Source organism: Pseudomonas sp. BTN1, assembly GCF_001907715.1.
Classification (GTDB): domain Bacteria; phylum Pseudomonadota; class Gammaproteobacteria; order Pseudomonadales; family Pseudomonadaceae; genus Aquipseudomonas; species Aquipseudomonas paracarnis.
The window spans coordinates 54365-68611 of the sequence record NZ_MPBM01000034.1 but is presented as its reverse complement, the minus strand read 5'-3'; the positions used below and the strand labels follow the sequence as shown (position 1 = coordinate 68611).

Below are 14247 nucleotides of genomic sequence, written 5' to 3'. Positions count from 1 at the left end.
GGTTCAAATCGCCTCTAGTTCGCTCAAGAAGTCACGAAGGTCATCAAAATCTTCCACGCTGCCGGCGCGGAAAGTGGCTGCGGCCTGCACGTAGGCGCGCAGCGATTCAGTCTGGAACAGTTCCATCAACGGTACGTCCAGGCCGAGCTCGGCCTGCACCCGCGAGGTAATCTGGATCGCCAGCAAGGAGTGGCCACCGACATCAAAGAAGTTGTCGTTCAGGCCCACTTGCGGCAGGTGCAGGATGTCGGCCCAGATCGTGGCGATCTGCTGCTCAAGCTCGGTTTGCGGGGCCAAGTACTGCTGCTGCATCTGGCTCGCATCCGGCAGCGGCAAGCCCTTGCGGTCGAGCTTGCCGTTGGGGGTCAGCGGCATCTGCGCCAGGAATACGAAGTGGCTGGGCACCATATAGTCCGGTAGGTCGGCTTTCAGGGCACGACGCAGGGTGTCACGGAACTCAACCTGGTCGGCCAGGCTGGCGTCGGCCGGTACCACATAGGCCACCAGTTGTTTGCCGGTCGGCCCCTCCTGGGCCACCACCACGGTTTCACCGACACTGGTTTGCTCACGCAAGCGCGCTTCGATTTCCCCCAGTTCGATACGGAAACCGCGGATCTTCACCTGATGGTCCACACGCCCCAGGTAATCCACCACGCCATCCGGACGCCCACGGGTCAGGTCGCCGCTGCGATACACGCGACTGCCAGGCTTGCCGAACGGGTCCGGCACGAAGCGTTCGGCGGTTAACGCCGGACGCTCCAGATAACCCCGGGCCACGCCCTCGCCGCCCAGGTACAACTCGCCGGCCACGCCGATGGGTTGCAGGTTCAGTTGCGCATCCAACACGTAGCCACTACGGTTACCCAACAAAGTGCCGATGGGCGCGTAGACGGCGCCACAGGGGTCGCCCTTGCGTGCCTTCCACAGCAGCGGCGTGACCACGGTTTCGGTCGGGCCGTAGCCGTTGAACAGGTATTTGGGTTTCAGCGCGCGCCACGCCAGGTCGTAGCTGGCTTGAGCCACGGCATCACCGCCAAAGCAGTACACCCGCACCGCCGGCGGGTTGCCGTCGCGCTCGGCATGTTCGGCCAACTGTTGCAGGTACACCGGTGGGAACACTGCCATGGTCACGTTATGGCGATGCATCTGCTCGTAGGTGTATTCCGGCAGCCACAGGCTGTCGTCACGGATCAACACGCTGGCGCCGTTGATCAGCGGGTGCATCCAGCCTTCGTGGGAGCCGTCGAAAGCGAACGACATGAAGTGCAGCTCGCAATCGGCCGGCGAGGTTTCATAGCGCTCGCCGGTAGCGATGATATGCGCCACCAGCGGGCCGTGTGACACCGCCACGCCCTTGGGCAAACCGGTGGAGCCGGAGGTGTAGATCACGTAGGCAAGGTTGTCGCCGTCCAGCGCCACAGTCGGGGCCGCATCGCTATAACCGGCCCATTCTTCGGTGCGATCAATCGCCAGGGTAGCCAGGCCCTCGGGAACTGGCAGTTGCTGCAGCGCCCGGCTGTTAGTCAGCAGCAGTTGCGCACGGCTGTCCTGCATCATGTACAGCAGGCGATCACGTGGGTATTCGATATCCAGCGGCACATACACGCCACCGGCTTTCATCACCGCCAGGAACGCCACCATGATCTCGGCACTGCGCGGCATGGCGATAGCCACCCGCACTTCCGGGCCGACGCCACGGGCGATCAAGGCATGGGCCAGGCGGTTGGCCTGGCGATCCAGTTCACCGTAAGTCAGGGTTTGCGCGTCGAATTTAACCGCCACTGCGTCCGGGGTTTGCCGGGCGCGATCGCCGACCAATTCGTGCACCAGGCGCTCGGCTGAAAAACCGGCGTCGGTCTGGTCCCACAGCTCAAGAATCTGCTGCTGCTCATCCTCGCCCAGCAGGCTCAATTGGCTGATGGGCTGCTGTGGGTCGACCACCATCGCCCGCAACAGGTTCTGCCAATGCCCGGCCATGCGCTCGATGGTCGCCACGGCGAACAAGTCGGTGGCATAACTCAGGGAGGCACGCAGGGCCGTCGGGCTTTCTTCCACATCCAGCGCCAGGTCGAACTGGGCCACGCCTTCGTCCAGATCCAGGACTTCGACGTGCAAGTCGGCCAGGCGATGCAGATGGCTGTCGGCAGCGCTCACACGGTGGTTGAACAACACTTGGAATAACGGGCTCAGGCTAAGGCTGCGCTCCGGTTGCAATGCCTGCACCAACTGTTCGAACGGCAGGTCCTGGTGAGCCTGGGCCTCTAGGGAACGCTGGCGCACCTGGTGCAGCAATTGCTCGCTGCTCATTTGCCCGTGGATATCGGCCTTGAGCACTTGGGTGTTGACGAAGAAGCCGATCAACCCCTCGGTTTCCAGGCGATTGCGGTTGGCAATCGGCACGCCCACGCGCACATCTTCCTGGCCGCTGTAGCGATGCAGCAACGCTTGGTAAGACGCCAACAGCAGCATCGGCAGCGTGACGCCAGCGTGCTGCGCCAATGCGCGCAAACTGCCCAACAACTCCGGATGCAACTCGATACCCAAGCGTGCGCCGCGATGGCTTGGCTGTGCCGGGCGCGGATGGTCGAACGGCAACTCCAGCACCGGTTGCTCGCCGCTCAACTGCTCGCGCCAGTAGGCCAGTTGACGCGCCTGCTCCCCCGCCTCCATCCAACCGCGCTGCCACACGGCATAATCGCCGTACTGGATCGGCAGCGCCGGCAATTGCACGTCCTGGCCTTGGCTGTTAGCGGCATACGCCTGCACCAGCTCCTCGACCATCAACTGCATCGACCAGCCGTCAGAGACGATGTGATGCTGCACCAGCACCAGCACATGGTCGTCCTCGGCCAGGCGCAGCAAGGTGACCCGCAGCAGCGGCCCATGCAGCAGGTCGAAAGGCTGGGCGACCACCTGCGCGACCCGCGCCTTGAGGCCGGCATAGTCGCTGTCGACCTGCTCGATATCGACCCGGCCCTGGGCGTCAATGACTTGAACCGCGCCGGTGGCGTCCTGACGGAAATACGTGCGCAGGCTTTCATGGCGAGCCAGCAAGCTATCAAAGCTCTCTTGCAGCGCGGTCAGGTCCAGCGGCCCGTGCAAACGCAAGGCGCTGGGGATGTGATACGCGGCGCCGGCCGGGTCCAGTTGCCAGAGGAACCACTGGCGCTCCTGGGCATAAGACAGCGGCAGAGGCTGCGTGCGATCGGCCTTGATCAGCGCCGGCGCGGTGACGCCCTCCTCGCCCAAGGCCTGCACGAAATCACCCAGTAGCGGCTGTTCGAACAAGGCCTTGAGTGGGACCTCCAGCGCCAGGGCCTGACGCACCCGTGACACCACCCGCGTGGCCAGCAATGAATGCCCGCCCAACTCGAAGAAATGATCGTCGAGGCCCACACGGGGCAATTCCAGTACCTCGGCCCAGATCGCCGCCACCTGCTGCTCGCGCGGGGTGACGGGCGCTACATGGCCTTTGAGCGACAGGCTGGCATCCGGTTTGGGCAGTGCCTTGCGGTCGAGCTTGCCGTTGGGGGTCAGCGGCAGGCTGTCAAGGAACAGCCACTGCGCGGGCACCATGTAGTCCGGCAGACGCTCGCGCAGCGCGGCTTTATACACCTGCGGTGCCTGCGGCGCGGTGCTGACCAGGTAAGCGATCAGCCGGTCGTTATCGGCCAGCACCACGGCTTCGCGTACGCCGTCGAACTCACGCAGGCAGGCTTCGATTTCACCCAGCTCGATACGGAAACCCCGGACCTTGACCTGATGGTCGACACGGCCGATGTATTCCACCACGCCGTTCGCCTGATAGCGTGCCAGGTCGCCGGTACGGTACAGGCGTTCGCCCGGAGCCCCAAACGGGTTGGGCACGAAGCGTTCGGCGGTCAGCGCCGGCTGCCCGTGGTAACCGCGCGCCAGGCCGACACCACCGATCAGCAGCTCACCGGACACACCTTGGGGGCATGGCGTGAGACCGGCATTGAGAATGAACAAGCCGGTATTGGCGATGGGCCGTCCAACGAACGGCAATGCCTGATGCAAACGATGAGCCGCCGACCAGATGGTGGTTTCCGTCGGGCCATAGAGGTTCCACAGCGGGCCTTGCAGGTCGAGCATGCGCTGGGCCAAATCGACGGGCAACGCTTCGCCACCGCACAGGCAGGCGATGCCACGCAGTGAATGAGCCCGTGGGCTGTCGAGCAACATGCGCCAGGTCGAGGGCGTGGCTTGCAGCACATTCGCCGCCTGACGCTGGGCCAGATCAAGGATCGCCTCGGGGTCGAGGGCCATTGCCTGGGTGCTCAGCAACACGGTACCGCCGACACTCAGCGGCACGTACAGCTCCAGGGCGAAGATGTCGAACGAGAAGGTGGTCAGCGACAACAGCCGCGCATCCTGGCCGATACTCAACGTGCCGGCCATGCCGCTGGTGAAGCTGCACAGCGCCTTGTGACGAACCATCACCCCTTTGGGCTTGCCAGTGGAGCCAGAGGTGTAGATCACGTAGGCCAGATGCTCCGGTGTCACCGCAACCTGGGGATTGTGCTGCGCTGTGCCGGCCTCCTCCACCATCAGCACCTGCACGCCGTGCGGCTGCGCCAGGTGCCCCAGCAGGTGCGGTTGCGTCAGCAATACCCGGGCGCGGCTGTCTTCAAGCATGTAGGCCAGGCGCTCTGCCGGGAATTGCGGGTCGAGCGGCACATAGGCACCACCGGCCTTGAGGGTCGCGAGCAAGCCAACCACCATGTCCAGGGAACGCTCCACGTGCACCGCCACCAGCACGTCCGGGCCGACGCCCATGTCGATCAGACGATGGGCCAGCCGATTGGCGCGACGGTTGAGTTCGCCGTAGCTCAGGTGCTCGTCATTGAAGTGCAGCGCGATGGCGTCGGGTTGCGCCGCGGCCTGGGCCTCAAACAACTGGTGTACGCAGCGTTCGCGTGGGTAGTCGGTGTCGCTGCGGTTCCAGTCGTGCACCATGTGCTGCCATTGCGACGGGCTGAGCATCGCCAGGTCGTCCAAGGCCACCGAGGCATCCTGCAGGACCGCGCGCAGCAGGTTTTGCCAATGCTCGGCCAGGCGTTCCACGGTCGCCGCGTCAAACAGGTCCGTGGCGTAAGTCAGCGAGGCCCAGAGACCGTCCACCGATTCCTCGGTTTCCAGGTTCAGGTCGAACTGCGTGCTGTGACCGGCCCAATCCACGGGCTGCAAAGCCAGGCCGGGCAGTTGTACCGGGGCTGAACGCAGGCTGTCCTGATGGTTGAACATCACCTGGAACAGCGGGTTATGGCTGAGGCTGCGCTCGGGCTGCAACACTTGCACGAGCTGCTCGAACGGCAGGTCCTGATGGGCCTGCGCTTCCAGGGCACGCTGCTTGACCTGGGCCAGCAACTGGTCGAACGGCATCTGCCCGTGCACGTCAGCTTGCAGCACCTGGGTATTGACGAAAAAGCCCAGCAGTCGCTCGGTTTCGAAGCGATTACGGTTGGCGACCGGCACGCCGACACGCACCTGTGCCTGGCCGCTGTAGCGGTGCAGCAAGGTCTGGAACGACGCCAGCAACAGCATGAACAGCGTCACGTCCTGACGCTGGGCCAGGGCCTTGAGTTCAGTCAGCAGCGCACGCTCCAGATGAATCTGGCGGCGCGCGCCACGATGGCTCTGCACTGCAGGGCGTGGATGGTCCAGGGGCAGGTCCAGCAACGGATGTTCGTGCCCCAGACGAGCGCACCAGTAATCGAGCTGGCGTTGTTGTTCCCCAGCCGCCATCCAGTCGCGCTGCCACTGGGCGTAGTCGGCGTACTGGATCGGCAAGGCCGGCAACCCTGCGCTGCCTTGGTACAGCGCCACCCACTCGTCGATCATCACTTGCATCGACCAGCCGTCAGAGATGATGTGGTGCTGGGTGATGACCAGCACATGGTGATCAGGCGCGACGATCAGCAACTTGACGCGCATCAGCGGGCCGTTGCGCAGGTCGAACGGGCGCTGGATCTCTTCGGTGACCGCCTGCTCGATAGCGCCGGCGTCGACCTCTTGTTGTTCAACCGGCACGGCCAGGCTTGGGTGGATGACTTGCACAGTGTGCTCGCCCGCCTCCACAAAGGTGGTGCGCAGCGGTTCATGGCGCTGCACCAGGGCCTCGACGGCGCGCTCCAGCGCCGCGATGTCGAGTTCACCGCACAGGTGCAAGGCGGTGGGCACATGATAGGCCGCGCTGGTGGGATCCAATTGCCAGAGAAACCACTGCCGCTCCTGGGCAAAGGACAACGCCAGCGGCTGGTCACGGCCAACCGCCTGCATCACAGGCGCGGTATCGGCCTGCACGCCTGCGCACGCCGCTGCGAAAGCGGCCAGCGTCGGCTGTTCGAACAGGGCCCGCAACGGCACTTCCAGCTTGAGGTCGTGGCGCACCCGGGAGATCACTTGGGTGGCCAGCAAGGAGTGGCCGCCGCGTTCGAAGAAGTGATCTTCCAGGCCAACCTGCTCGACCTGCAACACTGCTTGCCAGATCGCCGCCAACTGGATTTGCAATGGACTCTGCGGCGCCACGTAGGCGGCGCTGGCCTGGTTCAGGTCGGGTGTGGGCAGCGCACGGCGGTCGAGCTTGCCGTTGTGGTTCAACGGCAAGGCATCGAGGAACACCCAATGGCCCGGCACCATGTAGTCCGGCAACGTCTGGCGCAAGCGCGCCGCCAGTGCCTGTGCCTCCAGCGCTTGGCCTTCGGCGGGCACCACGTACGCCACCAACTGCACGCCGGTCGCGCTCGGCTGCGCAAGCACGGCGGCTTCTCGCACATTTGGCAAGGCTTGCAGGCTGGCTTCGATTTCGCCCATTTCGATACGCAGGCCACGAATCTTCACTTGATGGTCGATACGCCCGACGTACTCCAGCGCACCCGCCGGGTTGTACCGGGCCAGGTCGCCACTGCGATAAAGCCGCGCACCGGGCATGGCGGAAAACGGGTCCGGCAAGAAGCGCTCGGCGGTCAGCGCCGGGCGGTCGAAATAGCGTTGCGCCAAGCCAACCTCGGCACCAATGCACAGCTCGCCCACGCCATCGGTGGCCAACAGTTCGAAACCGCTGTCGAGTACATACAGGCCGCGCCCGGCAATCGCCTGCCCGATTGGCACGCCGTAGGCGTCGTTGGCATCGGCCAATTGGCACTCATGCACGCTGGAGACCACCGTGGCTTCGGTCGGCCCGTAGGTGTTGACCAGGCGCACATTGCCCAAGCCCGCGGCGTACCACGCACGCACGCCCTCCACTGACATGGCTTCACCGCCCACATGCACCTGGCGCAGCTTGCCCAGGGAGCGACGGTGCTCGGCGCACTCTTGCGCCAACAGGTACCAGTAGGCGGCGGGCAAATCGGCCAGGGTCACGCCCTGCTCGACAATCTCTTGCGCCAGTTGCCCGGCATCCCAGAGTTCATCGCCACGCATGATCAACGCCGCGCCCGCACACAGGGGCGGGAAGCACTGTTCGACAAAACCATCGAAACTGAAGGTCGCAAACTGCAACACGCGGTCTTCGGCGCTCAGTCGGCTGTACAGCGTGGCGCTGTCACAAAACTGGCCGAGGGCGGCATGGTCGATGGCCACGCCCTTGGGCTGGCCGGTGGAGCCAGAGGTGTAGATCACATAGGCCAGGTCAGCCGCCGCCGCGTGATTAGGCGGATTGGTCGTCGGGTAGCCGGTCAGTTCGTCGCCACTGGTGCTGAAATCCACGCGGGTCAGGCCGCGGGGCAAAGGCAAGTCGGCGAGCAAGCCGGTTTCGCTGAGCAGCACGTCCAGGCGGCTGTCGGCGAGCATGTAGGCCAAACGTTCCGCTGGGTATTCAGGGTCCAGCGGTACGTAGGCCGCCCCGCTTTTGAGCACTGCCAGCAGGCTGACGATCAATTGCGGGCCACGCCGCGAAGCCAGGCCCACCCGTTGGCCGGGGCCGACGCCAAGCGCCAACAGGCGATGGGCCAGGCGGTTGGCGCGCTGGTTCAACTGGGCGTAGCTCAAGCTGGCGTCACCGGCCTGTACAGCCAGGGCGTCTGGCGTCGCCTCGGCCTGGGCTGCGATACGCTGGTGCACGCGTTCGTTGGCCTGGGGCGCTGCGGCTGAGCGGCTCAGAGCGAGCATCTGCCGTTGCGCAGGGGCGTCGAGAAGGCGCAGGTTGCCCAGCGGCATGTGAGCGTCTGCGAGCAATTGCGCCAGCAGGTGTTGCAGGTTGGCGCTCAACTGCGCCACGTGCGCCTCGCTGAACTGGGCACGGTCATAACTGAATTCCAGGCGCAGGCTGGCGCCCAGTTCGATGCCCAGGGTCAATGGATAGTGCGTGCGCTCATGGTTGTGCAGGTGACCGAAGGTCAGGCCGGCCGGCGCGCCTTGCTTGAGCGCCTCGGCGACCGGGAAGTTCTCGAACACCAGCAAGGTGTCGAACAGCGCGCCCTGCTGGCCGGCCCAGCCCTGGATGTCGTAGAGCGGCACATGTTCATGGTCGCGCAGGCTGAGGTTGAGCGCTTGCAGTTCGCTGAGCCACGTCGCGGCCGACTGGGCTGGCGAGGCTGCGCTGATGATCGGCAAGGTGTTGATGAACAGGCCCAGTTGCTGCTCGATCCCCGGCAGCGGTGCGGAACGCCCGGCCACGGTGGCACCGAAGGCGACGCAGTCCTGGCTGGTGTAGCGTTGCAGCAACAGGCTCCAAGCCCCTTGCAGCAGGGTATTGAGGGTGACTTTGTGCTGGCGTGCGAACTCGCCGAGGCGGCGGGTAAAGTCGCTCTCCAGTGCTACGTGATGGTCAGCCATGCCCACCCCGGCTACCGGCGTGCGCAGCGCTTGCGCCAGCAGAGTCGGCGCCGGCAATGCCGCCAGGGCTGTTTTCCAGAACGCTTCGCCCGAGGACTGTTGTTGCAGCCAGGCGAGGTAATCGCGGAACTGCCCGAGCGGCGCCAGCACTGCCTGCCCCGCATAGTGAGCGATGACTTCACCGAGCAACTGCGCGTTACTCCAGCCGTCCATGAGGATGTGGTGGCTGGTGAAGATAAAGTGCCAGGCCGCACCAGCACCGCGCACCAGCGTCAGGCGAAACAGCGGCGCGGCATTCAGGGCAAAACCGCGTTCGCGTTCGGCCTGGGCCAGGGTGTCGAAATCGGCGTCGGGGTCTTCGATCACTTGCAGTTGCAGGTCGACCTGGCGCTGGATCAGCTGATGAGCACTGTCCAGGCCCAGCCAATGGAAGCTGCTGCGCAGGATGTCGTGACGATCCAGTGCAGCCTGCCAGGCACGTCCGAAGGCGAGCAAATCAAGGCCCTCGATGTCGAGGCGCAACTGGTTGATATAGGCCTGTGCCTCGGGTTCCAACAGGGTGTGGAACAGCATGCCTTGCTGCATCGGCGACAGCGGATAAAGGTCGGCGATGGCCGGCCCGGCCACGGGCAAGGCATCCAGTTGCTGCTGGGTGAGACGTGCCAGCGGGAAATCCGACGGGCTCACCTGGCCTGCCGGCGTGGCACAGCAATGCTCGATCAACGCCTTGAGTTCGGCTGCGTACTCATCCGCCAACCGCTGCACAGTCGCCGCCTCGAACATCTCCCGGCTGAACCCCCATTGCAACGACAGCTCGCCGCCATATACCTGACCTTCCAGCGTCAGCCAGTTGGCCAGCGGCGCCTCTGGATCCTGGGCCTGGCCACTGCCCTGACTGGCCGGCACGAACAGTGCCGACTCGTTGAACTGACGGTCGAACTGGCCCAGGTAGTTGAACGTGATGCGCGGCGCGGTAAGGTTCGCCAGGCTTTCCTGCGCGTGTGGCGCGCCCAGGTAGCGCAGCAGGCCGTAGCCCAGGCCTTTGTCGGGCACGGCGCGCAGTTGTTCCTTGACCGCCTTGATCGCCTCGGGCAACTCGCCTTCGGCATGCAGGCGCACCGGGTACAGGCTGGTGAACCAGCCGACGGTGCGGCTCAGGTCGATGTCGTCGAAGAGGTCTTCCCGACCATGGCCTTCCAATTGAATGAGCGCAGCAGGTTGCTCGCTCCAACGGCTGATCACCCGCGCCAGGGCGGTCAACAGCAGGTCGTTGACCTGGGTGCGATAGGCCGCTGGCGCGTCTTGCAGCAGTCGGCGGGTGTGCTCGACGTCGAGGCGTGTTTCCAGCTTGGCACCCAGGCGGTTTTGCAGGCCGCCTTCGGGGTGATCACACGGCAGTTCGGCGTCGATGGACTGGGCTTGCCAGTACAGCAGTTGCTCCTCGACGGTCTGCGCGTGGCGGTGCAGCTGTTGCGCCCAGCGCTGGTAGGCACTGGTTTTTGCCGGCAGCACCTGTTCTCGGTAAGCCTGTTGCAGGTCTTCAAGCAGGATGCGCCAAGACACGCCATCCACCACCAAGTGATGGATCACCAGCAGCAAACGTTGGCTGCCATCGGCCCAATTCACCAACGCGGCGCGCAGCAGCGGGCCTTGGGCAAGGTCAAGGCTGCGCTGGGCTTCATCACACAACACCGCCAGTTCAGCGTCGGTGCTGGCCTGGCATTGCCACAACAGCGGTTCGCTGACATCGGCGGCATGGCTCTGCTGCCAGCCGTCAGCCTGCTGCACAAAGCGCAGGCGCAGAGCGTCGTGATGCTGGATCAACCGCGCCAGCGCGGCCTCCAACCGTGCAGGCTCAAGCACCTCACCGGGCACCAGCAACAAAGATTGATTCCAGTGATGCCGCGCCGGGATCGGTTGGACGAAAAAACTGTGTTGCACGGGCGTCAGCATCACCTCGCCACTGACCGGGCCCTGGTCGATCAGGCTGACCTGCTCGAAGCGCGCCACCAGGGCCAGGCTGCGGATGCTCTGGTACTGGAACAGGTCACGCGGGCTCAGGCGAATGCCGGCCTGACGGGCGCGGCTGACCACCTGGATGGAGATGATCGAATCGCCGCCCAGCTCGAAAAAGTTATCGTCCTGGCCGACCTGCTCAACGCCCAGCACGTCGCTCCAGATGGCAGCCAGGGCTGTTTGCAGGTCGCCTTGGGGGGCGACAAATGCCTGCGGCTGAGCCGCATCCGGCGCTGGCAACGCCTTGCGGTCGAGCTTGCCGTTGGCGGTCACCGGCAGCTTGGGCAGCGCAATGAAATGCGTCGGCACCATGTATTCCGGCAAGCTGCCGAGCAACCAGGCCTTGAGGTCCGTTGGCGCCTCGCCTGCGTGCACCAGATAGGCGATCAACTGCTTGCCGCCCTGTACCAGTACCACGGCTTCGCGCACGTGTGGATGCTGCATCAGGCGTGCTTCGATTTCGCCCAGCTCGATACGCAAGCCGCGCAATTTGACCTGATGATCGAGGCGGCCGAGGTATTCGATCACCCCATCGGCGCGTTGGCGCACGCGGTCACCGGTGCGATACAGGCGCTCGCCCGTCACGAACGGGCTGGGCACGAAACGTTCGGCAGTCAACGCCGGGCGTCGGTGGTAACTGCGCGCCAGGCCAACGCCGCCCAGGTAGAGTTCGCCACTGACACCGGCCGGCACCGGGTTGAGTTGTGCGTCCAGCACGTAGGTGCCGAGGTTGGCGATGGGGCGGCCGATGGGCACGCTGTCGGCGCCTTCGTCGATGCAGGTCCAGTGCGTGACGTCGATAGCCGCCTCGGTCGGGCCATAGAGGTTGTACAGCGCCGCAGCGGGCAACTTGGCGAACACTTGCTGTTGCGCGTCCAGGGGCAAGGCTTCGCCGCTGCACATAATGCGCGTGAGGCTTGCGCACGCCTGTACGCCCGGCTCATGGATAAACGCCTGCAACATCGACGGCACGAAGTGCAAGGTGGTAATGGCGTGCCGGCCAATGGTGTCGATCAGGCGCGCCGGTTCACGGTGTTCGCCAGGCGCCGCGACCACCAGGCGGGCGCCGGTCATCAGCGGCCAGAAGAACTCCCACACCGACACGTCAAAGCTGAACGGGGTTTTCTGCAACACCGCGTCATTGGCAACCAGGCCATACGCCTGTTGCATCCAGCTCAAGCGGTTGACCAAGGCGCGATGGCTATTGCCGGCGCCTTTGGGCTTGCCGGTGGAGCCCGAGGTGTAGATCACGTAGGCCAGGTTCAGGGCATGCAAGGCCACGTTCGGCGATTCGCTGCTGTAGCCGTCGAGCCATAGCGCCGGCTGGTCCAGGGCAATCAACTGGATACCGGCGACGGGCAGCGACGCCAGCAGGCTCTGCTGGCTGAGCAGCAGTTGTATGCCGCTGTCTTCGATCATGTAGGCCAGGCGTTCCTGGGGATACTCAGGGTCGAGAGGCACGTAGGCGCCACCGGCCTTGAGAATCGCCAGCAGGCCAACCACCATTTCGATGGAGCGCTCGATGCAGATACCCACCAGCACGTCGGGCCCCACGCCCTGCTCGCCCAGGGCATGGGCCAACTGGTTGGCGCGCGCATCCAGTTGGGCGTAGGTCAAGGTGGTGGTACCGAACACCAGTGCCGGTGCATCGGGGCTGCGCCGCGCCTGGTCTTCGATCAGGTGTTGAATCCCGCGCTCGGTCGGGTACGCCTCGGTGGTCTGGTTCCAGCTGTGGACCAGCCGTTGCTGTTCAGCCGCGTCAAGCATGGGCAATTCGCCAATGCGCTGTTCGCCATCGAGCACCATGGCCTGCAACAGGCTGATCCAATGCCGGGCCATGCGCTCGATGGTGGGCGTATCGAACAAGTCATTGGCGTAGGTCAGCGCGGCATGCAGGGTGCCGGACTTTTCATAGGTGTCCAGGGTCAGGTCGAACTGGGTGGTGCGGCCTTGCCATTCCACCAGGGCCAATTCCAGCCCCGATGCGGTGCTGACCGAGGCGATGTCGGCGACTACCGGCTGATGGTTATACATCACCTGGAACAGCGGCGTGTGGCTCAGGCTGCGCTCGATTTTCAGCGCTTCCACCAGCCGTTCGAAGGGCAACTCCTGATGGGCCTGGGCGCCCAGAGCATGCTCCTTGATACCTTGCAGCAACTCGGCAACCCGCGTTTGCCCGGTCAGTTCGGTGCGCAACACCTGGGTGTTGACGAAGAACCCGATCAGCCCCTCGACTTCGGTGCGATTGCGATTGGCAATCGGCACACCGACGCGGATGTCGCCCTGGCCGGTATAGCGGTGCAGCAGCACATTGAAAGCGCCGAGCAGCAGCATGAACAGGGTAACGTTGTGTTTTTGCGCGCAGCTGCGCAGTTGCGCGGCCAGTGCCGGCTCAATCGCGAAGTTATGCCGTGTGCCCTGGTAGCTGGGCATGGCCGGGCGCGGGTGGTCGGTGGGCAGCTCCAGAACCGGATGTTCATCGCCCAGGCGAGCCTGCCAATATTCCAATTGGCGCGCCTGCTCGCCCGCTTCCAGCCAGCGGCGCTGCCACAGGGCGTAATCACTGTACTGGATGGGCAGCGCTGGCAGTTGGGGCGCTTCGTTGCGCTCATGGGCGTCATAGCAACGGATGAATTCGTCGATCAGCACGTTCATCGACCAACCGTCGGAGACGATGTGGTGCAGGGTCAGCAGCAGCACGTGTTCCTGCTCGGCAAGCTTGAGCAGTTGCACGCGCAGCAATGGGCCGTGTTCCAGGTCGAACGGCAACAGCGATTGACGGGTGGCGGCGGCGTTGACGGCCTGCTCACGCGCATCAAAGGCCAAGGCGGTGAAGTCCAGGTGCTCGACGGTCACCGACGGCTCCACCGCCACCTGCGCCAGCCGCTCATCAGCCTGACGCTGGAACACCGTGCGCAGGGTTTCGTGACGCGCCACCAGGCTGGCGAACGCTTGCTCCAGCGCTGGCAGGCTCAGCGCCCCCCTCAAGCGTACTGCGCCAGGCAAATTGTAGGCGCCGCTGGCCGGGTCCAACTGCCATAGAAACCACATGCGCTGCTGCGCGTAGGACAGCGCCTGGCGGTCCTCCACCTCCACCCCTGCCGGAATCGGAAACCTTGAAAAATCCACGCCTTCTTTCTGCAAGGCTTGCAGGAACAGTTGGCGTTTTTCCAGAGGCAGCCCGATAAACCGGCGAGCAAGTTTCAAGGAGTCTTCAGCATTCATTTCTTGGAATCCGGGGCAATAGGCGGGAAGCACAAAGGCACGTCGTCCCTATAAAACGAACCGGGCGGGGAAAAATTAGCGAGGGAATGGGTGGCGCCGCACAGGCTGTCATCGGGGGTTACATCAATCCCCGCGAAGCCGCACGAAGCTGAGCTAGCATTGACGAACACCACTTTTTGCAACTACATTTAGTTACACGCAGGGAACGCC

The 14247-nt window shown here is 64.4% G+C and carries 1 protein-coding gene; it reads right to left on the bottom strand.

Annotation, left to right across the window (positions count from 1 at the left end):
- Positions 1 to 3: 3 nt before the first annotated feature.
- Positions 4 to 14037 carry a non-ribosomal peptide synthase/polyketide synthase gene (locus tag BMH52_RS17500; RefSeq protein WP_073844472.1) on the bottom strand — a complete coding sequence of 4678 codons (14034 nt, stop codon included), beginning with the start codon at positions 14035 to 14037 and terminating at the stop codon, positions 4 to 6.
- Positions 14038 to 14247: the final 210 nt, after the last annotated feature.

Bases quoted from the DNA above. Each gene is read 5' to 3' on its own strand.
- BMH52_RS17500 (WP_073844472.1), bottom strand. From the start codon at position 14,037: ATGAATGCTGAAGACTCCTTGAAACTTGCTCGCCGGTTTATCGGGCTG.